The following is a 22,111-nucleotide window of genomic DNA, read 5'->3' as shown; positions in this document are numbered from 1 at the left end:
CAGTATTACGACCAGAGCGATCATATTATTGAATGGCAATGCCAAGTACATCAGCTAACTCTTCAAGTTGCTGTGCGGAATCGAGTCGGAAGGACCAATTAACCCCCGACCCCATAGCCGTGATCACATTCGCTCCGTTACCAAGAAGAGTAATGTCATCGGCAGCAGCCTGTAATGATACGCGTGCAGTGCCGTCTAATCGAACGACAACTTCATGTTGGTTGGCAATGATCCGCCCTGCCGAGAAAACAATTGTCATTATTCCACCGTTTTTTTATGTTTCATAACTGCAATTGTTAGGCGGCTGGTACACACCATACGGCCCCGAGGATCTGTAATATCTATTTGCCATACTTGGGTTGTCGCCCCCAGATGTACTGGCGAAGCTTTACCAATAACATGGCCACTTCTCATTGCACGCAAGTGGTTGGCATTGATATCAAGACCGACACAATATTTTCCTTCATCAACACACATATTAGCGGCCAACGACCCCAAGGTTTCTGCCAATACGACAGAAGCACCACCGTGTAGCATCCCCAACGGCTGATGGGTCCTTGGTTCAACGGGCATCACCGCAGACAAGCTGTTGTCATCAAATGTCGAGTACTCAATACCGAGATGCTCAACTAGCGTATTTACCGATGTCTCATTTAAACTATCAAGAGTGAAGGATTTTTTCCAAATACTCATCACGTTATCCGAACAATCTTATTTGGAGAGAATGATACAGCAACTGTATAATTCCGCTATTGCGGTTTATATAAAAATGAAAGGAGTCTTGGATGAATCGCTTTCAACCTCTTGCTATTGCAGGCTTAATCACCGCTGCTCTAGCATTAACAGCTTGCAGCAGCTCGCCGACGGGTAGGCAGCAGGTATTGCTGTATTCTGAACAGGATATGTCCCAGTTAGGGGCACAGTCTTTTGACGCCTTAAAAGAGCAAGAAAAGATCTACACCGATACAAAAACCAATCAGTATGTTCAATGTGTTACGGATGCACTGACGACCCGTTTAGGAGGCCCTCAAACAACAGGGCAATGGGAGGTCGTCGTCTTTGACAGTGATCAGGTCAATGCCTTTGCTCTACCTGGAGGTAAGATCGGCGTCTATACAGGACTACTTAAGGTGGCAACAAATCAAGATCAGTTAGCTACAGTGATCGGTCACGAAATTGGCCATGTGCTTGCCCAGCACAGTAACGAAAGGCTTTCCCGCTCCCAGCTCGCTAACATGGGGATGCAAATTTCCAGTGCAGCCATCGGGGGAGCAGATTACCACGATGCGGCCATGGCGGGCTTGGGGCTTGGCGTCCAATATGGCGTGTTAATGCCTTATGGCCGTGCGCAAGAATCAGAGTCGGATATTATTGGCTTGAGGATGATGGCAGAAGCGGGGTTTGATCCTTTTGAGAGCATCAACCTATGGAAGAATATGGCGGAAGCATCTGGTGGTAGCCAGCCTCCTGAGCTGCTATCGACCCACCCTTCCCACTCAACCCGGATCGATGACTTACGCGCAGAAATCGCCAAGCTGCCGAATTTCAATACACCAAAGCCTCAATGTAAGATATAACTAGGAGCCCTCTTTTAGGGGGCTTTATACACAATCAGATTAGCCACTACAATAATGCAGCGTAAATGAACCTAGATAGTGACTACTCATCGGGCGATGGTTACGCCGATTTTGCTAAATGGCTCGAAGTGCAACTAGAAGACCAGTTTTTACGCTGGTATTTTTTATGTCAAAGGAAGCTTAAGAGTTGTTATTTTTTTAGCTCTTCGAACTTATCGCTTAGGTCACTAGCGGTATCCGATGCTTTACTAGACACATCTTCAAAAACATCCTGCACATCTTCAAATGAGCGAGAATCGGTAAGATCTTCAATTTGATCTTTGTAGGTCACACCGATGTAAATTCCAAAACCAACTAAAGCCAGTACGATATATTTCAACATCTCAACCTTCTCTTTTCAAACTGAGCATATGAGGCACTTCCCGCCTCTTTAAAAATAGTCTCTTTTATAACGAAAAACAGCTTCCGAAGAAGCTGTTTCAATCCTGAGCTTAATTAGCGAACCAGGCTAATTAGGGACTTACCCAGCAACCATTCAAGCTCTTTCTGGCTTTCTTCGCCAAAACGCTCAAGGCATAGAGTATAAAGTCTATCAATACCGCGCTTGGCAAACTCGCTAGTCGTTTCTGAGGAGGCGATATGATGAAATAACAAACGTAACGTAGCCTTAAACTCCTCATCATCCAATGCCGCAACCCAACTACTCGTAAACCCAGCCAGGCCATTATCGAGATCAAGTTTTTCAACAAATATCCGGAAAATACGACCATCCAGAGCAGTAGCGAAATCGTGCTTCTTGGGGAAGTGATGACTAATACCCGTACGAGAGATCCCTGTCTGCTTGCTCAAGGTGGTATACGACATCTTGTCGTATCCCAACGTCAAAATTTGATCCACTACGGCATCCATAATCGTTTGGATGGTAATTTCAGTATCTTCTTTACTACGCTTCGGCATAATACTTTGACTCTATGATTCTATTTGATCACCCAAAGACCCGCCTAATTCCCAAACGGGTTACGTAACCATATAAGCAAATGTGTTGAAATCCGATTGATGCCACTTTGTCATACTAATAACGAGTCGCACAATACAGGATGTCATTCCGTTAATTGATAATATTACCGTTTAACCGTCAGTTTCAAGTCAAAAAATGTCATGAAATGAAAATTTAATTCAGTGTTCACTTACAGTAACCAACTGACGGGTGAAACCACCACGCTAAGCTCCATATATGGCTTATTTATACTTAAAGCTCAATTCTTGCAGTGCTTTGAACTAGCCGTAACTGATTTATCATCATGAACATCTTTATTCACTCCACGAAATTGGCACTATTGTAATAGAAACAGGAATTTATGAATAGGCCAGCAACATTAAAAAAATTGTACACCTGTTTGAATTTTGTTCTATTTTAATCTTTGAAAACTAATTATTTTTTATTGTTTTATGCGAGTAAGACGCTTTTAAATAATCTGAAGATAGTAAATAACTGCTTGACCAAACAGTGAAAATAGCATTAATTTAACAAAACAATAACACGGAAGGATCGAAGTATGACTCTACCTCTGCAATCGGATCGCTTAAGGGATACTCTGATGACTCAACCACTGCCAACTGAAATGATTCTAAAATGGGCAGAAGAACGCGCAGATGATGTGTACCTTCGCCAGATCATCAACCGACAATTTGTCGATTTCACCTATGCAGAGGTAGCTGACAAAGCGCTCAGGCTTGTCAGCGCCCTTCGTGCCCAAGGTTTCAAGCCTGGTGATCGTATAGCGTTGATGTCAAAGAACTGTGCCGAATGGTTCATCACCGACCTCGCGCTAATGCTGGGTAGCTATATCAGTGTCCCTGTTTTCCCAACGGCGGGTTTTGAAACTATTGAACACTGCTTAACACACAGTGAATCGAAAGCTGTCCTCATCGGTAAGTTGGACGACAGCAAAGCAGCACTTGCTGTAATGGAAAAATACCCAGATATTCTTTCTATTGCTTTTGATTATCCGTCTGCACCAAAATGCGATCACGACTTTAATACCTTACTTTCCCAATATGAGCCATCACAGGAACGTCCAAACCACCAGCAAGATGATTTGATGTCGATTGTCTATACCTCTGGTACATCCGGTCTCCCTAAAGGTGCGATGCTAAGCTATGGTTCATTTGCATGGTCTGCGCAACGTCTTGTGGATCATATTGGAATGCAAGAAGGTGAACGTCTGTTCTCCTACCTACCTCTAGCGCACATTACCGAGCGAGTCTATATCTTTGGCTCTTCAGTGATGTCTGGAATGCAAGTTGCTTTTCCTGAGTCTCTGGATACGTTTATCGACGATGTAAAAATGCATCGTCCAACGTTGTTTATTTCGGTTCCTCGACTATGGACTCTTTTCCAACAACGAATCTTGGAAAAACTTCCGCAAGGTAAGCTCAACTTATTACTGAAAATTCCATTCATTTCTGGTGTCATCAAGCGCAAACTTGCCGATGGCCTTGGTCTAAATAAAGCACGAGTACTCGGGTGCGGCTCTGCCCCTGTCTCACCAGCCCTACTTCGCTGGTACGAGAATATTGGTTTGAACATTACCGAAGCTTGGGGGATGACCGAAAGCTTTGCCTACAGTACCCTTAACCACCCATTCCGCAGTGACAAAATTGGTACAGTCGGTAACTCTGGCCCAGGGGTTGAAATCAAAGTTTCAGCCGATGAAGAAATCTTGGTACGCGGCATGGGGTTGTTTTCTGGTTACTACAAAAATGAAGATGCGACCAAAGAGATGTTCGACGAAGATGGTTGGCTCCATACCGGTGATATTGGTTTCATGGATGAAGAAGGTTACTTAACGATTCAAGGCCGCAAGAACGACACCTTCAAAACGGCCAAAGGGAAGTTTGTGTCACCAGTCCCTATTGAAAAACGTATCTTTGAAATTGCCAATATTGAAATGATGTGTGTGATTGGTTCTGGTATGCCAGCACCAATTTTGCTAGCCGTTCCGCATGACTTCCCTAACTTCGACCGTGAACGCTATGCCCGCACAGCCCAGCGTGTTATTGATACCATCAACCAAGAGCTAGAATCTCATGCCAAGATCAGAGGTGTGCTGATGATTAAAGACCCTTGGAGTGTAGAAAACAATATCTTGACGCCAACACTTAAGATAAAGCGTCACCTGCTTGAGAAGAAATACCATGATGTCGGTGCTAACTGGCCAAAAGATCAATTAGTGCAGTGGGAAGAATAACTCAGTCCTCTCCCCCCTTATACAACAAGCCCTCGCATTTGCGAGGGCTTTTATTTTCGCCTATATTTCAGAGCTTAAATCATAGCTTATAGCGCTGTACTTCCGTCTCGAGTTGTCCGGCTAGTTCCTTCAAAGAGCCCGCTTGACGGGCCGCTTCCATAGCTTCTTGAGCCATTTGGTTTGCCACTTCCTGAACACCTTCGGTATTACGACTAATTTCCGCCGTTACACTCGACTGTTCCTCGGCCGCCGACGCTATCTGAGTCGCCATATCACTGATCACATGTATCTCGCTCGCGATACTATTGATACTCTCACCCGCAGCATCGACATCTTGAACGCTGGTATCAGCTAGCTGGTGGCTATCATTCATCACAGTCACTGCATTATGAGTCGTCGACTGAAGTGTCTCGATCATATTTTGAATTTCTTCTGTCGAAGTATGTGTACGCTGAGAAAGCACCCTTACTTCATCGGCAACGACCGCAAAGCCACGGCCTTGCTCTCCTGCACGCGCTGCTTCAATGGCCGCATTGAGTGCCAATAAATTAGTTTGCTCGGCAATCTCTCGGATAGTTGAAAGAATGGAACTAATTTTCAAGGCATGCTCATTAAGATCTTCAATAATGGCTGCGGCATTGGTGACTTCACTGGCTAGGTTGCCAATTGATTGCTGACTTTGGCCGACTTGGCGATGACCATCACCGGCCAACGATACCGCCTGCTCTGCCGTCTTCGCTGTGTTCTCAGCATTACCGGCGATTTCCTGCGTCGCACTCGCCATTTCGGTCACAGCGGTTGCTACCATGGTAATTTCATCTTGCTGCTGGCGAATACTGTGGCTGCGCTGAGTTGAAGCCGTAGCAGAGTCGGCAGCATTGCGATTTAGCTCGATGGCAATATCACGCAGCTTAGTCGCCATTACATGTTGATGTGACACAAACTGGTTGAAATTTTCGGCTAACTGACCAACTTCATCCTGGCTGTTGACGGGAATACGAGCGGTTAAGTCTCCTTCACCATGGGCAATATCAGCTAAGGCTGCAGATACTTTTTTCAATTCACTCAGTTGCTTTGTCAATAACAAGCTGCTCAAACCGCAAACCACGACAAGGATCACAAGCCCGATAAGCAACTCATCAAATAGCATATCCCGAATCGGCGCTTCAAGTACCGACTTATCCATCACCATCACTAGCGCCCAACCAGAATTTGGCACATCGTGAATAGCAACCGCTCGCTCACGCCCGTCAAAGTCACTCAGAAAAAAGCCGCTGCCATTCATCTCGTTGCGAAGAGAATGTACATTTAAACCCAACTCTGAAATCGGCTTCAGCTGCATATCCGAATTCGGGTGAGCAACAACGACCTGATTTCCCATATCCAGCAACATAGCATAACCGTCACCCAGCACCGGAATATTCAGTACATCACGCATCAGATCGCCAAGAGCTAGATCTGCTCCAGCAACGCCCAGTAGCTGCCCACTTTGCATCACCGGCTCGGCTAAAGTCACCACCAATGTTTGCATGGTGTGGCTCATGTACGGTGCTGTTACAACCGGCATCCTCGCGGCAGCAGCTTCTTGGTACCACCCTCTTTCACGAGGATCATAACCGGCGCGGTTTAACGATGGATCCTGACGGTGCATGTCCCCTTGCTGGTTACCGTAAAAGCTCAGACCGAAATCACCCGATACATGCATCTGCTTAAGGTGCTCAACAATATCAGGCGCATCATTTGTTGCCATGGTTTTAACCACGGCATTTACTGCTGCTTGCTTACTTTCAAGCCAGTCACCAATACCCTTGGTCACCGCAACAGATGTATTTCGGCTTGCGCTTTCAATAGACTGCCACGCTTGATTTTTCATTGACAGGTAGGAAAAACCGCCAAGGACTATAGCGGTAATAGAAACGGCAACAAAACTCGATAACAACAGCTTTGCTTTTAAGGATAACTGCATAACTTCCCTTTATCTCGAAACAAAATGGGGGGGATTATAATGTGTGGCACGAATAAAATTCATGATCTATCGCCAAAAAAATCATTTTCATACCAATATAATCAACGACATATGCACTAAAACCCTTAAGGGGAATTTATGTTTATTAAACAATTTACATCGTCCGTTATTCACCTAGCACTTATCATTCTGCTGATAACTCTTGATATGGTGTAAAATCAATTAGCTATAAATTCAAGTGACTGGATATATTCATTTTCGGTTCACGTACAATCGTTTACAATTTAATGTATGAATAGAAAAAACAAATACATCCTGTCGCTGCTCTTTTTAACCTCTTCTGCACTGGCAAGCGTTGAATTGGAGATTGATGAAGACCATGACGATGTCATGCGAGCTGTTCAACAAGGACTGGTACAGCCGTTCTCATCTTTACAATCTAAGGTAAACGAACAACTCCATGGCCGCATTATTCGCGTCGAGTTGGAAGAAGATGACGACATTTGGATCTATGAGTTAAAACTTATCGGCCCCAACAATAATATTGTCAGGGTGGAATATGACGCTCAAACCCTGACAATTCTTGAAATAAAAGGCAGGGGTCTTGAAAACATAATCAAGGTAGACCAATGAAAATACTTGTCGTTGAAGATGAACAGGCCTTGGGTGAACAGATTGTTGAAGGTTTAGAGCAAAGTGGTTGGGTAGCCGAACTCGCCTCTGATGGTATTGATGCCTTGTACCGTGCCACTTCAGAACCTTGGGACGGAATTATCCTCGATTTGGGCTTACCCAAATTGGATGGCCTGACCGTGCTAAGAGGTATCCGAGATGAAAACGTCACTTGTCCGGTAATTATCCTTAGTGCTCGTAATGAACTCACACAGCGTGTTGACGGCCTCAATGCTGGCGCTGACGACTACCTAACAAAGCCATTCCAGATGATTGAGCTTGTTGCCCGTTTGCGAGCACAAGTACGCCGCTCAACTGGTAATGCCTCGCCGATCATTCAAATTGGAGGGCTAAGTCTCGATACCCGTACCTCTAAAGTCATGCACAACAGTGAGAGTATCGACCTTACCGCTCTCGAATTTAAAGTGCTTTCCTACATGATGCACAATGCCGATAAAGTCATTTCACGCACAGAGCTTGTTGAACACATATATAAGCAAGATTTTGACCGCGACTCTAACACCATAGAAGTGTTCATTGGTCGCATTCGCCGAAAAATCGGCGGTGATGTGATAAAAACGGTCAGAGGGCTTGGATATCGTATCAATGCCGATTAGAGCCCCACAAACACCTCTACCCAGCCTTCGCAGCCGCTTACTCATTGCCGCGGCTGTTTGGCTATTGGCTATAACCCTTGCGGCGGGTTATTTGATGCCATCATTCATCAAGACCTATTTGGTCGACCAGGAGAAACATCAACTATATATCTACCTGGATGAACTAACGGCCCAAATTGATGTAGACAATAATGGCAATTTACTTCCTCCCAACACATTATCCAACCCACGATTCCAGCAGCCATATAGCGGGTTATATTGGAGTGTTAATATTGATAACAAAGAGCTGCGTTCTCGTTCTTTATGGGATACTCGAATTTCAGGCAATAGAGAGTCAGGATATGTCGGCCCAGATAAGCAATCGCTACTGGTACTCAACCGGAATATCCTATTGCCCGAACTTGATGATCCTGTCACGCTCACTGTGGCGATCAACCAAGAGCGGTTACTGAAAACGCTGACCCAACTTACCAACGGTCTGTGGTTAATATTACTGATTATGGCTGGTGGTATCCTCTTTTTAATCTGGCTACAGGTTAGCTGGTCACTCTGGCCGCTACGCCACTTACAACAAAATTTAAAAGATGTACGTGAAGGGCAAACATCAGAACTTAGCGGGGTCTATCCCGCCGAAATCCGCCCTGTTGTTGACGACCTCAATGCCCTGCTGTTCCACTATCAGGAGCTCCTTGACCGGGCACGTAACCATGCCGGTAACCTATCGCACGCTCTCAAGACGCCGATTGCCGTACTCAATAATGAAATCGCCCACCTCAATGAACAGGAACAATCGCGGCTACAGCCCTCTTTGCAACAACTTCAACAGCATATTGACTATCACTTAGGACGAGCGAGAATGGCTGGTACGAGCAATATCTTGTCAGCCAAAACGGCTCCCTCCACTCGAGTTGATGCGATATCCATGGCGATGGACAAAGTCTATGCTGACCGTGGTGTTGTGCTTGTGAACGAATTAGACAGTGATTTGTTGGTGGCGATTGAAAAGCGGGATCTCGATGAAATCTTAGGGAATGTAATAGAGAACAGCTACAAATGGGCAAATAGCTTAATACGTGTCCACCAACCGGAACAAACAACTGAGAATGTTTTACTGGTAATAGAGGATGATGGGCCCGGTATTGACGATGATGCCTACCAGAATGCTGTAAAGCGAGGCGTTAGGCTTGATGAGACAACACCTGGCACAGGTCTCGGATTAAACATTGTCAGCGAGTTGGCTCATAGCTATCGCGGTGAATTGATACTAAGCCGAAGCCCGTTGGGAGGATTAAGGGCTTCAATTACCCTGCCTAAACCTAGAAAATGATATCAACCAGCCACAGCACTTATATAGCGGGCGTTTGTTCGCCAGTTTCCAACAACCCTAGGCTGGCCAAAGCGTGAGATTTACGATCCTAACAATCACGCCAAGTACCAAGGAAGCAACACCCAATCGGTACCATTTGAATTCTTCGACTGACAAACCAATACGGCTGTAAAACATCTTCAAGACCCCGGTCCAATCACTTGTTCGGCGTCCATATATAAAAATTCCGTTTGCGACCATGGCTAACCCTGCCAAAATTAGTAGATATTCGGCAACTGTCATTGATAACTGCAGCATGGTGTACTCCCTTTTTCATCATCTACACTCTGATTAAATGCCATTAACACAAATTGCTCAATTAGACCAAGGTAGAGGATCGCGTTTTCACCGGAAGGGTTATTTAAGAAAAAATCCCGTTAACAGTAAAGATTGTATGCTTATTCAAGGCGTTTAGTGTAGAATCCTGCCCCCTGAAATTCTAACGAAGTTATCGAGGCGACATGCAATTACTCGAAGCAAAATTACATAAAATTGACCGTCATAACTACCGCAGCTACTCTAGCTTACGCGGTGAATACCATTTCGTTGACTTCGATTTCTTCATTGATATCACTCAATCGGACCCATTTGCGCCAGCCTCTCGCGTACGTGCGCGCCGCAAATGGTCACTGACTGACCTTGAGTGGTTAAAAGAACAGTCTCCTGACTACCAACGCGCTGCACGTGATTTCATCGCTCGACAATTTGCCGAGCTGGCACAGCAAATTAATGATATTCAAATTGACCGTCCGGGACAAACGGTTCTAGACCGTACCGCCGTTGTCTTTGATGACGATGCACTGGAGTTGCGCTTTCGCGTCAACCTGCCTTCAGACGGCCGCACAATTATTGCTAAAAAAGCAGCTAACCTGCTGACGTTCACCATGCCAAAGATCATTCGCCGTGCCACGATTGCACGTGAGTTACCGATGGATGAGTTAAAGCGTCACTGTGAAACGGTAGAAGATCAGGTCGCTCTGCGTAAACAACTAGCAGATAAAGGCTTGATGGCCTTTGTTGCCGATGACAGCGTACTTCCTCGTTTGGCGGGTAACAGCGACTCACCGTTAGCCGATGCCATTCCGTTCGTTAGCCCAGAAAACCTTGCGATTGAGCTTGAAGCACCACATCGCGGAAAAATTCGCGGCATGGGTGTTCCGAAGGGCATCACCATGATTGTAGGTGGTGGTTTCCACGGTAAGTCTACCCTACTAAACGCAATCGAAAGCTCAGTTTACGATCACGTTCCGGGTGATGGTCGTGAATATATCGTTACTGAAGAATCGGCGTCCAAAATCCGCGCCGAAGACGGTCGCTGTGTACATAACGTCGATCTTACTCCATACATCAGCAACCTGCCGATGGGTAAAGACACCAGCATGTTCTCAACCCAGAATGCATCTGGTTCAACATCACAAGCGTCATGGTTGCAAGAATCCATTGAGTCTGGCTCTAATGCCCTGCTAATCGATGAAGATACCTCGGCATCAAACTTCATGATCCGCGATGAGCGCATGCAAGCCTTGATCGCTAAAAATGATGAGCCTATCACGCCGTTGGTTGACCGTATTTCACTGCTACGTGATCAACTGGATGTATCTGTGTTGCTTGTTATGGGTGGCTCTGGTGACTATTTGGACGTTGCAGACACAGTGATCCAAATGCACAACTACCAAGCGATCGATGTAACAGAAAAAGCGAAAGAAGTAGTTACCTCTCACCCGACTCGCCGTCAGCTTGAAGGTAGCACCGAAATCACCCGCCCGCGCACACGGAAACTAAACCGTGCGGGCCTAAAAGCACAATTAGAAGACGGTAAATTCCGTATTCAAGTCAAAGATAAAACGTCTATGCGTTTTGGCCGAGAGCAGATTGATCTTCAAGCACTTGAACAAGTTGCCGACTCAAGCCAGTTGCATGCAATCGGCTGGCTGTGGTTCCAAATAGCTCAGGGTAAAGGTTGGGAGAAAGCACCGAGCAAGGCTTTCGCTCAAATGCTTGCCAGTGACGAGTGGTTCCGCACCATGCCAAACTACGGTGATATCGCCAAACCTCGAGTTATCGAGGTAATGGCTGTACTGAACCGTATGCGTAAATCTGAATTCCAGTAGTCGTAAAATACGCTGAATAAAAAACGATGAGGCTTACCTCATCGTTTTTTTTGCCTAAAGCCCATGACTATTAATTAAAATCGGCGGCTTACTGCAAAGAACAGGGTTTCTCTGGGTCCGAACCCTGCTTCCATGAGCACTTCCCAGTCACGATTAAATGCATATTGAAAACCAGCAACACCATTCCATTTATCATCAGTACTTTGGCTAACTTCGAATTTACCATCTGGGGCAAGTTGGTCGATAATACTATCTAATGCCGGAGGTAAACCAAGACTCTTTAGGTCACCAGACAAATATTGCTGAACATCTTGATACATAGCACCAACAAATACCCGGAGCTCACGACCACCATCGTACTCCCAACGGTGGCCGACACGAGGTGCTGCAACAAATGTTTTAATATTGCCATCAATCGCTGAAATACTTGTATAAGTGTAATTCATATCAACCAAAGCAAACCAGCTTCCCACGCCACCCGCTATCGTGGTACCAACACCATAGGTTCCACCGTCCATATCCAGCTCAAACATTGCGTTGTCAGGCAAATCACCACCAGCAGCATCCAACAAACGACATAGTGCCTTATTTCCAAAGCCAGGAACCGAGGCATGATCACAGCTCACTGAGTTTATTTTCGCCTTACTAGTACCTTGGGTATAACCTAGAATCCCGTAAACATTCAGAAATGGAAAAACCCACACATCACCACGTAAAGTGATATTTGAGCCTTTAAAATCAGCATGATTGGCATCAACATCAAGTGCATCCAAGACTGGGTGCCCTGTTAAATTAATGCTATTAACCGTAATAGGATTGCTCATATCCATGTAAGACAAAGATAAGCCATACGGTTTTGGCAGTGTATAGCCTCGCTTCTCTGCTTCATCACCCCATATAGGGAAAAAGGAATCCTGACCAAAGGTCTGCGGTGCAACAAAAAGGCTCAATAGCAGTAAAGCTTGTGTTTTCAAATTTATATCTCTGTTAACAATAACAATACCTTCCATGGTCATTTCTTCGCGCGTTATGATGACATTTCAATACTTAACCAGCACTTAATTGAACGAAATTCAATTACATTTGTTTTATCCATTACCGCATTAGATTAAGTCCTGTGAAGTGCTACCTTACTTTTTTCTTGTTTGTTCGGGTAAAAAAAACGATTGCATGCACAATTAAACATGCACAGATTACTTACGAGAAATAACATTTCATTTTCAGTAACATATGACATATAAGTAAAAATATTTCTAATGCATGAGTTTCCCAATGCACAAATAAGTTGGCATTTATTTAAGATTAATTAAACACTAGTCAATTGAAGTTCAGCATTAACAATATATTATAAACCGTTGGTCATAACTACATTGCAAAAACAGGTTTCATTTATGGTTTTACTCGCTTTAACTATCCTCTCAATAATAGGGGTTTTGGTTTTTCTAATAAAATTAGGCATTTTGGCCCAGCATCGGGTGCACATAAAGCGAGGACAGTATTCACGCGATGATTGGCCGAGCGTAACCATCGTGATCCCTGCGCGTAATGAAGAGCATAACCTTAAAATATCACTCGGCAGCATCCTCGAACAAGATTATCCAGTAGACAAGCTTGAAGTCATTGTTGTCGATGATTTCTCTGAAGATCAAACTCGCCAAGTTGCTCAGCAGATGATGTCGCAAAGCCAGTTTAATGCGCAATGCATCAGTGGTCGCCCACTGCCAAAAGGGTGGATAGGTAAAAGCAATGCCTGCATGGCTGGTGCTCTGCAAGCCAATGGCGAGTATATATTCTTTATTGATGCTGATACTCAGTCAGATAAAAAGATGCTGAAAAGCATTATCGACTTTACGCTCAGCAAAGAGATCGATCTGCTCTCGTTTAACCCTCGCCAACTCATGTTATCGGCATCAGAGAAAACCCTTTTACCGGGTCTATTTTTATCGATCGCCTCTTTTATGAAATTTCATGAGTCAAATGATCCTGATAAAGAAGAAGCGATTGCCAATGGGCAAGCAATGCTGTTTAAAACCAGTGCATATAAAGCCGTAGAAGGGCACACAGTAGTAGCTTCCGAGATTTCAGAAGACCTTGCCTTTGCCAAAGCAATGAAAGAACGTAAATTTAATATCTTCTGGGCATTTGCAGATGATCTTATGAGTACGCGAATGTACACCAGTGCAGCAGAGATCTGGCACGGTTTTTCCAAAAATATGAATAGAATTGTTGAAGTCAATAATTTCGCAAGTGCTATTACCCTATTGAGTAAATCCTTTTTTATAGCCTGGTCTACCCCGTTGTTATTGCTTTTATCATGGCTATCTTATAATAGTGAACCGACTCAAATAGCGTTGTTCGTTGTTGGAATCAACTTACTTATGCAGTTGGTTCTATTGATGACTTACGGCGTGCTTGCAACCCAGCTCTTTGTTCCTATCATTTATGCCATCTTCGTACCCTTCGGCATTACTTTGCAGGGCTTGCTTGTTATTAACTCTTACCGGCTATCAAAACAGAAATCGATCTCTTGGAAAGGGCGAGTGGTAGAATAATGAAAAAAATATTGATGTCATTGGTTACCCTCATGTGTTTTCAAGGGGTATCAAGTCAAGCCTTCGCTCAGGAACCATGGAAAAATGTTCGGGACCGCAAGGATATACAAGTGTATAACCGGGCAATAGAAGGCAGCGACTTCAAAGAGTTTATGGCACAAACGACAATCAATGCCAACCTCAGTACCATCATTGCCGTATTTAACGATACCAATGCCGGTATTGAGTGGGTTGAAAATGTCGATGAAATGCACACCGAGAAAGTAATCAGTGATTCAGAAACAATCACCGTGACTTATAGCAAAGCCCCCTGGCCCGTTGCCGATCGTGATGCCATCGTATTAAATAAAACCACTCAAGATCCAGATACTTTAGTTGTGACTATCCAGCAAGAAGGCACCCCCGACTACTTACCACTAAAAGACGGAGTCGTCAGAGTAAAAAGCCTAACAAGCCGCTGGATATTTACACCGGTAAGTGACTCAGTAACGCATGTACACTATCAAGTTCTGACAAACCCTGGGGGTAACCTGCCTGCGTGGTTAATCAACATGGTGTCAGTCTCTCAGCCTTACAACTCCTTACTTGGCTTGAAAAAAATGGTAAAACGAGAGAAATACCACAATCAACACCATCCACATATTGTTGATTTTCAATAGCGACTTACAGGATCCAAAGAATACTTGATCAACTACTTATCCAGATTGGTATAAAACAGATAGGGCTTAGTGGTAATTTGCCAAACAAAAAAAACCCGCAACAAATTGCGGGTTTTTAATCTAAATAGCTTGTCTATTACTTGAAGCGATAGAACACTGTTGCCAGAGGCGGCAAATCAATAGCAATCGATTGCTCTAGTCCGTGGCTAGCCACTTGCTGTGTCACGATAGATGCTTTCACTGGCGCGTTGCCACCCCAGTATTTTTCATCATCGGTATTGAGTAACAGCTCATATTCACCGGCAGCAGGTACACCCAGCAGATATCCTTCTCGAGGTACCGGGGTAAAGTTACTGACAATAAGAACTTTGTCGCCATTAAGCGCAAAACGCTCATGAGCCAAAATGCTGTTACCAGCATCATCCTGAACACGCCACTCAAAACCAGCAGGGTCGCAGTCTTGCTCGTACATTGCAGGCTCAGAGGTATACAGTGCGTTCAAGTCTTTAACGACTGCCTGCATGCCGCTATGACGCGGATACTGCAACCAGTGCCATTCTAGTTGACCATCGTGACACCACTCTGCACTCTGGGCAATTTCTGCCCCCATGAAGTTCAGCTTCTTACCCGGCTGGCCATACATGTACCCCATGAATGCGCGCAAGTTGGCCGTTTTCTGCCATTCGTCACCTGGCATTTTGTCAAGTAGCGAGCCTTTGCCGTAAACAACTTCATCATGTGATAGAGACAATACGTAGTTTTCACTGAATGCATACACCATTGGGAAAGTAATGGTGTTGTGATGGTAACTACGATGTATAGGCTCTTCCTGCATATAGGAAAGGCTATCGTGCATCCACCCCATGTTCCATTTGAAGCCGAACCCTAGACCGCCCATGTCAGTCGGTTTAGTTACACCTGGGTAGGCCGTTGATTCTTCAGCAATGGTCATGGCATTCGGATAATGGCGGTAAACTTCCTCGTTGACCCAACGCAGCAAAGTCACCGCATCGAAGTTAACATTGCCACCTTCATGGTTAGGGATCCACTGGTCATGCTCACGGGAATAATCCAGGTACAGCATTGATGCAACGGCATCTACACGCAATCCATCAATATGATAATGCTCGAACCAGAACAAGGCATTGGAGACTAGGAATCGGCGGACATGATCACGGCCGTAATCGTAGATGTAACTCTTCCAATCTTGGTGCCAGCCGCGACGAGGATCCGGATCGTTAAACAATGCGGTGCCATCGAAGTTCGCTAGGCCGTGGTCATCTGATGGGAAGTGGGCAGGAACCCAATCCAATACCACGCCGATGTTAGCCTGGTGGCACTGATCAACGAAGTATTTGAAGTCATCAGGTGAGCCAAAGCGACTCGTTGGTGCAAACAAACCAATCGGCTGATAGCCCCATGAGCCATAGAAAGGGTGCTCGGAAACAGGCATCAGTTCTATATGGGTGTAACCCATATCACTCAGGTAAGGGATCAGCTCTGCAGCAAGTTCGCGATAGTTAAGGAACTCGCCTTGATCGTTTTTACGCCATGAACCAGCATGCAATTCATAGAACGACAACGCTTGTTGATGCTTGGCAGTTACCGGACGGTTTTGCCATGTGTCATCTTGCCACTCGTAGTTGGCTTGGTCATAAACTTTGGACGCAAATGATGGATATTGCTCTGATTGATATCCCCATGGGTCCGCTTTGTGAGGTAGCCCCTCACCCGCACTGTCTTTCAACTCAAACTTATAAAGGGTGCCTTCCTCTAGTTCAGGAATAAACAGCCCCCATAAACCATCATCCAGACGCTGCATTGGATGACGACGGCCATCCCATGCATTGAAGTGGCCAACGACACTTACGGCTGAGGCATTCGGTGCAAAGACAAGAAAACGTACACCAGAGACAGATGAATTGCCTCGATTCAGTGTGACAAGCTGCGCCCCCATTTCACTGTGCATCAGTGATGGGTCTGTCAGCGCTTCGCCTGACTGAATCAAATTATGGAATTGGTAAGGGTCGTAAATCGTTTGTTCGCCTTGCGGCCATTTAACGACAAGTTTATATAGTGCAGTGGTAAAATCGAAATCACCCTCAAGCACAAAACCGCTATCAGCTTCGCGTACGAGGGTAAAACGTTCACCGTTTTCAGTTATTGCTTCAACAGAGTCAGCGCCTGGCACGTACACGCGAAGTGCGGTGTCATTCGACTGATATTGAGGGCCTAAAAATGAAAATGGATCTGAAAATGCAGCTCTCTCGAGCTGCAAATATTCCTTATCACTGCGGGTCACTGTAATTGTGTCCAACGCATTACTCCTGATATTACTTATTATTTCGATGCTTCTGCTCGTGTTTCGGTTAAACGACGAGTCAGGTCAACAATATTCTGGCGAGTGAAGATGTCGTCCAACGTTGTCGAAAGCTTTCGACGCCAGTTCGGATACTCATCAACGGTGCCCGGAATATTGACCGGCTTGTCCATTTCTAGCCAATCTTCCAGCTGTAGGCTCAACAGTGCACTAGAGCCGGCAGCTAGGTGGAGTTGCATGGCTTCGCTTAATTGCTGATCCATAGGCACATATGCAGCGTTATGCCCAACCCCTTCAGGAAGATAACCATGCCAAGCCAAACTATCAAGGATTTTTTGTTTGCTTTCAGCACGACTATCAAATAAACCAGCTAATTGTTCTTGGTTCGGGTATAAACCAAGCTCTTCACCCATCTTCAGGTCATCACAGTGCCAGAAGCCACGAAGTGTTGGCATATCATGCGTACAGAGCGCTGACATCGATTGGTCGGCATAGTGCTTCGGTGAGTAAAAACCACCGTCTTCTGCGGTTTCGAAAAAGAAAACTTTATATGAATGGATACCAGCCGTCGCCAATTTATCCACGATCTCGTCTGGCACAGTACCAAGGTCTTCACCAATCACCGTACACTGGTAGCGATGGCTTTCTAATGCCAGAATAGACATCATGTCTTCAACCGGGTAGTACATATATGCACCATCTTGTGCAGACTCCCCCTTAGGTATCCACCAAAGGCGCAGCAAACCAAGTACGTGGTCAATACGAAGTGCACCACAACTACGCATGTTGGCACGCAATAGTTGAATGAACGGTTCATAAGCACGTTCTTTTAGTACTTCTGGGTTCAGCGGTGGTAAACCCCAGTTCTGGCCTAGAGGACCAAGAATATCTGGCGGTGCGCCCACGCTAACATCCTGACAAAGTGCACCGTGATCTGCCCAAGTTTCAGAACCAGAGTCACACACCCCTACCGCTAAATCACGGTACAGGCCAATGACCATACCTTTTTCTTCCGCGAGTTCATTGACTTCAGCCAATTGGGCATCAGCCAACCACTGTAGGTACATAAACAGCTGTACTTGCTCATAGTTTTTCTTGATAAACGTTTGAACAGCGGCGTTATCAAAGTGACGGTATTGTTCAGGGAAGACCGGCCAACCCCAAGCACTATCATCTTCTTTTTTCAATTCAGCGTGCAACGCATCGAAAGCGGCTTGGTGAAGTAGGCTTTCCCCCCCATCTTCAACGAACTGAAGGAACTGCTGGGCACGTGCGGTGCTCTTTTCAAGATGGCGTTCACTGAATGTCTTAAACAGCAATGGTAAAACAGCCATTTTCAAGCATGACACTTCGCTGTAGTTTACCCAGTTGGTATTGCGCGCTTCATTGAGACGCTGTTGGAACTCAGGGCTGCCAACAAGCTGCTGTGCTTCATCGCACTGTGCAAACTCGGTGACAGAGCTGACATCAATATACATCAGGTTCAGCCAACGGCGGGAAGATGGGCTGTATGGACTCGCACCTTCAGGGTTAGCTGGAAATAAGGAGTGAATGGGGTTCAAGCCCACAAAGTCACCGCCGCGGGCAGCCACGTCAGCAACCAATTGTTTCAGGTCACCAAAGTCACCAATCCCCCAGTTGTGATTAGTACGAATTGAGTACAGTTGAACGCTGGTACCCCAAAGTTTCTTATTACTATTCAGGTCATCCTGCTTGTAACAAGACTCCGGAGCAACGATCAAAGTCATTTCAAATGGAGATTTACGACGCTTACGGAATACCTCTAGCTTGTGGTACCCCCATACCAAATCGTCAGGCAGAGCAAACACCAAGGTGCCACCTTCTGCACGCTCGTCTGACACAAGCTGAGACTGCAACCAACCTTCCAGTACTTCACCCTGTTCAGTTTCCAGGCGCCAGCTAAAATCGCTGATACGTGCGCTTTGACCCAAGTGCATTTCAATATGCATTGGTTCACCGCGGCGTACCACCTTAACCGGTGCTAACACATCTGGGCGTAGTTTCTTGTTTGCTGATTCGAGCAAAGCCTCATCGCTTTTGGTGTCGTAACCTAGCGCTGCCAACAGGCGACGGATTGTATCGCTGTCAACTTGCGCTTCATCCCCCCAAGCACTGACATAGTTATCGGCAATGCCTACCATGTCAGCAACTTGCTTTAATACTTGATCGTTTTTCATCGTTCTCTCCGTTAGCGGCCTCTCGGCCGCTACGATGTTAAAGTTTTGCTGATATCAATTCATACTTGTTACAGCCTAAAGCAGTTACAGTGAAACTGGCTCTAGTTTCCAGATGTTGTTAGCGTAGTCTCGAATACTACGATCTGAACTGAACTTGCTCATTAGTGCCGTGTTCAGAATGGCCTTGCGGGCCCATGTCTTCTGGTCACGGTATTCCGCATCGATTTTCTCTTGCGTCTTCACGTAATCGGCAAAGTCAGCCAGTACCAGGTATGGGTCACCACCTTCCAGCAAATTGTGGCGAATTGCCGCTAGCTGGCCTGGGTTACCTGGTGTGAATTCATCAGTTTCTAACAAATCCATTGCTGCGCGTAGAAGGCTATCAGCATGGTAGTAACGATAAGGGTCGTAACCCTCTTGTTTTAGTTTTTGTACTTCATCAACCAATAAGCCGAAGATGAAGATATTTTCGTCGCCCACTTCTTCGCGCATTTCTACGTTAGCACCGTCCATCGTACCGATAGTCAATGCACCGTTCATCGCGAACTTCATGTTACCCGTACCTGATGCTTCTTTACCTGCCGTTGAGATTTGCTCAGAAACATCAGCCGCTGGGAACAAGATTTCAGCCAAACTTACGCGGTAATCAGGAATGAATACCACTTTCAGCTTGCCGCCAAGGCGTGGGTCGTTGTTCACTTTCTCAGCCACTTTATTGATGGCAAAGATAATGTCTTTAGCCAGTGCGTAACCTGGTGCTGCTTTCGCGCCGAAGAAGAATACACGTGGGTGCATGTCGAACGTTGGATCGTTCAGCAAGCGGTGGTACAAGGCCAGAATATTGAGCAAGTTCAAATGCTGACGCTTGTATTCGTGCAGACGCTTAATTTGGATATCAAAGATGGCATCAGTATCTAGCTCGATACCCATGTTTTCTTCAACCCAGTTAGCCAAACGCTGCTTGTTTTCTTTCTTCACTGCCATGTAGCGCTTCTGGAAGGCTGCATCGTCAGCGAATTTTTCTAAACCAGCTATTTTTTCTAGGTTTGCCGGCCAGTCATTACCCACTTTCTCGCTGATCAGCGCAGAAAGACCAGGGTTACAGTATTTGATCCAACGACGCGGTGTCACACCGTTAGTCACGTTGGTCAAACGACCTGGGAACAGTTCGTTGAACTCAGGGAACAGGTCACGCTTAACCAGCTCAGAGTGCAGTGCCGCAACACCGTTCACTGCGTAAGTGCTGACAACACACAGGTTAGCCATGCGAACCATACGCTGTGGGCCTTCCTGAATGATTGAAAGCTTGCGCTTCACTTCGTTGTTGCCCGGCCAAGTTTGCTCAACCTGCTTCATGAAGCGGTGGTTGATTTCAAAAATGATTTCCATGTGACGAGGCAGCATTTGCTGGATCAGTGCTTCACTCCATGTTTCCAGTGCTTCTGGAAGTAATGTGTGGTTAGTGTAAGCAAATGTCTTTGAAGAAATTTCCCACGCACTCTCCCAGCCTAGCTTGTACTCATCCATAAGGATGCGCATTAGTTCTGGAATGGCGATAGTTGGGTGAGTGTCATTGAGCTGAATGGTTTCAAGCTCAGAAAGCGACTCAATAGAGTTACCTGCTGCTTCGTGGCGACGAAGGATATCTGCAACCGAACATGCACAATGGAAGTACTGCTGCATCAGGCGAAGTGCTTTACCCTGATCGTGGTTATCGTTCGGGTATAGCACTTTAGTCACGTTACCCGCTTCTAGCGCAGAGTACTGTGCACCAACGTAGTCACCATCATTAAAACGCGCTAGGCTAAATGGTGCGTTAGAGCGACATTCCCAAAGACGTAATGGGTAAACACTCTTGTTGTCGTAACCAACGATTGGTAGATCCCAAGCCACGCCTTCAACAGACATAGCCGGAACCCAACGACGGCACTCGACACCATTTTCATCAGTGTAGCCTTCAACGTGACCGTATAAGCTAACTTCTTGGCTTAGCTCAGGACGAAGAACTTCCCACGGGTAACCTTCGATACCACGCCATGCATCAGGAGCCTCTACCTGACGGCCATCAACGAATGACTGGCGGAATAGACCGTATTCGTAGTGTAGGCCGTAACCGACTGCTGGGTATTCCTGGGCTGCTAGTGAATCCATGAAACATGCAGCTAGACGACCAAGGCCACCGTTACCCAATGCAGGGTCACGCTCTTCTTCCAATAGGTCGGTTAGGTTCTGGCCCATCTCTTCCATTGCTTCAGCAACGTTTTCGTATAAGCCCATGCTGATTAGGTTGTTGCCTGTTAGGCGGCCGATCAGAAATTCCAGTGAAAGATAGTTCACACTGCGAGCTTTCTGCTCAGCAAGATTCTTTTCAGTGGCCAATAGGTTGCCAGTGCTGATTTCAGCCAGTGCTTTACCCATTGCCAAATACCAACTGCGAGCCGTCGCAGTTTCATCTGTTGATGCGTAAGTTGTTGTTAGGTGTTTTTCTACTGCCGCTTGGAAAGCTGCTTTATTAAATTGTTGTGTCTGACCATTCTTAGGCATGGTTCAATCTCGCTCTAGGATTATTTCCAACTGCTGACAATATTGCCTGTATTTATCAGCGCCAACATCCTCCCGAGTTGGGGAGGAGTAGGGATGAGTGGGAGGGGCGTAGTTATGAATCTCCCCCACTTTCTGTGACAAGATGCAACATTCTGGGGTGTAGAAAGACTAAAACGCCCTTCCATATGCATTTTAAGTCACAGATACAGACTACATTCCCATGTGCAATTGAATAGATATAAGTTGGTGGGAAATTAAAGATATGTGAACTGTGTCAT

18 protein-coding genes are annotated in these 22,111 nt (G+C 45.7%); 8 read left to right on the top strand and 10 right to left on the bottom strand.

Annotation, left to right across the window (positions count from 1 at the left end):
• Window positions 1–25 precede the first annotated feature (25 nt).
• Together ACVA53_RS17040 and ACVA53_RS17035 are read right to left on the bottom strand one after the other, a co-directional pair.
• A complete protein-coding gene (locus ACVA53_RS17040; RefSeq protein ID WP_255043162.1) occupies window positions 26–259 on the bottom strand; it encodes a DUF3389 family protein in 234 nt (77 codons plus the stop codon).
• Window positions 259–693: a hotdog fold thioesterase gene (locus ACVA53_RS17035; RefSeq protein WP_255043161.1), complete on the bottom strand. Its 435-nt coding sequence runs from the start codon at window positions 691–693 to the stop codon at window positions 259–261. Before ACVA53_RS17035 ends, ACVA53_RS17040 begins: the two co-directional genes overlap by 1 nt.
• A 92-nt stretch (window positions 694–785) precedes the next feature.
• Between ACVA53_RS17035 and ACVA53_RS17030 the strand changes: the two genes are divergently transcribed.
• Window positions 786–1,577: a M48 family metallopeptidase gene (locus ACVA53_RS17030; protein WP_255043160.1), complete on the top strand. Its 792-nt coding sequence runs from the start codon at window positions 786–788 to the stop codon at window positions 1,575–1,577.
• Window positions 1,578–1,767: 190 nt separating this feature from the next.
• On the opposite strand, the gene ACVA53_RS17025 is transcribed toward ACVA53_RS17030, so the two are convergent.
• Both ACVA53_RS17025 and ACVA53_RS17020 read right to left on the bottom strand, forming a co-directional pair.
• The gene (locus ACVA53_RS17025) at window positions 1,768–1,959 is read right to left on the bottom strand and encodes a YtxH domain-containing protein (RefSeq protein WP_255043159.1); all 192 of its coding nucleotides are present in this window, start codon (window positions 1,957–1,959) and stop codon (window positions 1,768–1,770) included.
• A gap of 113 nt (window positions 1,960–2,072) precedes the next feature.
• The gene (locus ACVA53_RS17020; protein ID WP_446505741.1) at window positions 2,073–2,534 is read right to left on the bottom strand and encodes a TetR/AcrR family transcriptional regulator; all 462 of its coding nucleotides are present in this window, start codon (window positions 2,532–2,534) and stop codon (window positions 2,073–2,075) included.
• A 665-nt stretch (window positions 2,535–3,199) separates the two neighbouring features.
• On the opposite strand from ACVA53_RS17020, the gene ACVA53_RS17015 reads away from it, so the two are divergent.
• Entirely contained in the window at window positions 3,200–4,828 is a 1,629-nt protein-coding gene (locus ACVA53_RS17015; RefSeq protein WP_255043193.1) for an AMP-binding protein, read from the top strand.
• Between the two features lie 79 nt (window positions 4,829–4,907).
• On the opposite strand, the gene ACVA53_RS17010 is transcribed toward ACVA53_RS17015, so the two are convergent.
• Window positions 4,908–6,794, bottom strand: coding sequence for a methyl-accepting chemotaxis protein (locus tag ACVA53_RS17010; protein WP_446505740.1), 1,887 nt, complete (start codon window positions 6,792–6,794; stop codon window positions 4,908–4,910).
• Window positions 6,795–7,085: 291 nt separating this feature from the next.
• Here ACVA53_RS17010 and ACVA53_RS17005 point away from each other — a divergent pair, with 291 nt between their 5' ends.
• From ACVA53_RS17005 to ACVA53_RS16995, 3 genes are read left to right on the top strand one after another with little or no spacing between them, the layout of a single operon-like run.
• The gene (locus tag ACVA53_RS17005; RefSeq protein WP_255043156.1) at window positions 7,086–7,427 is read left to right on the top strand and encodes a PepSY domain-containing protein; all 342 of its coding nucleotides are present in this window, start codon (window positions 7,086–7,088) and stop codon (window positions 7,425–7,427) included.
• Entirely contained in the window at window positions 7,424–8,083 is a 660-nt protein-coding gene (locus ACVA53_RS17000) for a response regulator transcription factor (RefSeq protein ID WP_255043155.1), read from the top strand. Before ACVA53_RS17005 ends, ACVA53_RS17000 begins: the two co-directional genes overlap by 4 nt.
• On the top strand, window positions 8,073–9,410 hold the full coding sequence (locus ACVA53_RS16995) for an ATP-binding protein (RefSeq protein WP_255043154.1): 1,338 nt from the start codon (window positions 8,073–8,075) through the stop codon (window positions 9,408–9,410). Before ACVA53_RS17000 ends, ACVA53_RS16995 begins: the two co-directional genes overlap by 11 nt.
• A gap of 57 nt (window positions 9,411–9,467) precedes the next feature.
• Here ACVA53_RS16995 and ACVA53_RS16990 read toward each other — a convergent pair whose 3' ends face one another.
• Window positions 9,468–9,707 carry a hypothetical protein gene (locus ACVA53_RS16990; protein ID WP_255043153.1) on the bottom strand — a complete coding sequence of 80 codons (240 nt, stop codon included), beginning with the start codon at window positions 9,705–9,707 and terminating at the stop codon, window positions 9,468–9,470.
• A gap of 203 nt (window positions 9,708–9,910) precedes the next feature.
• Here ACVA53_RS16990 and ACVA53_RS16985 point away from each other — a divergent pair, with 203 nt between their 5' ends.
• Window positions 9,911–11,560, top strand: a complete 1,650-nt coding sequence (locus tag ACVA53_RS16985; protein WP_255043152.1) for an ABC-ATPase domain-containing protein — start codon at window positions 9,911–9,913, stop codon at window positions 11,558–11,560.
• 74 nt (window positions 11,561–11,634) lie between these two features.
• On the opposite strand, the gene ACVA53_RS16980 is transcribed toward ACVA53_RS16985, so the two are convergent.
• The gene (locus ACVA53_RS16980) at window positions 11,635–12,570 is read right to left on the bottom strand and encodes a hypothetical protein (RefSeq protein WP_255043151.1); all 936 of its coding nucleotides are present in this window, start codon (window positions 12,568–12,570) and stop codon (window positions 11,635–11,637) included.
• 381 nt (window positions 12,571–12,951) lie between these two features.
• Between ACVA53_RS16980 and ACVA53_RS16975 the strand changes: the two genes are divergently transcribed.
• Both ACVA53_RS16975 and ACVA53_RS16970 read left to right on the top strand, forming a co-directional pair.
• Window positions 12,952–14,112: a glycosyltransferase gene (locus ACVA53_RS16975; protein WP_446505739.1), complete on the top strand. Its 1,161-nt coding sequence runs from the start codon at window positions 12,952–12,954 to the stop codon at window positions 14,110–14,112.
• Window positions 14,112–14,771, top strand: a complete 660-nt coding sequence (locus ACVA53_RS16970) for an START domain-containing protein (protein WP_446505738.1) — start codon at window positions 14,112–14,114, stop codon at window positions 14,769–14,771. The genes ACVA53_RS16975 and ACVA53_RS16970 overlap by 1 nt, the downstream gene beginning before the upstream one ends.
• Before the next feature lie 136 nt (window positions 14,772–14,907).
• Here the strand turns inward: ACVA53_RS16970 and glgB are convergent, their stop codons facing one another.
• The 3 genes from glgB to ACVA53_RS16955 all read right to left on the bottom strand — a co-directional run bounded on the left by glgB (window position 14,908) and on the right by ACVA53_RS16955 (window position 21,833).
• The gene (gene glgB, locus ACVA53_RS16965; RefSeq protein ID WP_446505737.1) at window positions 14,908–17,088 is read right to left on the bottom strand and encodes a 1,4-alpha-glucan branching protein GlgB; all 2,181 of its coding nucleotides are present in this window, start codon (window positions 17,086–17,088) and stop codon (window positions 14,908–14,910) included.
• Window positions 17,089–17,111: 23 nt separating this feature from the next.
• Window positions 17,112–19,289, bottom strand: a complete 2,178-nt coding sequence (malQ, locus tag ACVA53_RS16960) for a 4-alpha-glucanotransferase (RefSeq protein WP_446505736.1) — start codon at window positions 19,287–19,289, stop codon at window positions 17,112–17,114.
• Between the two features lie 84 nt (window positions 19,290–19,373).
• Complete coding sequence (locus tag ACVA53_RS16955; RefSeq protein WP_255043146.1) at window positions 19,374–21,833, bottom strand: glycogen/starch/alpha-glucan phosphorylase; 2,460 nt, start codon at window positions 21,831–21,833, stop codon at window positions 19,374–19,376.
• Between the last annotated feature and the right edge of the window lie 278 nt (window positions 21,834–22,111).

This window comes from Photobacterium sp. DNB23_23_1 (assembly GCF_052873815.1).
Note: the sequence above shows the minus strand (reverse complement) of the source record. Positions and strands in the feature narration are given on the sequence as shown.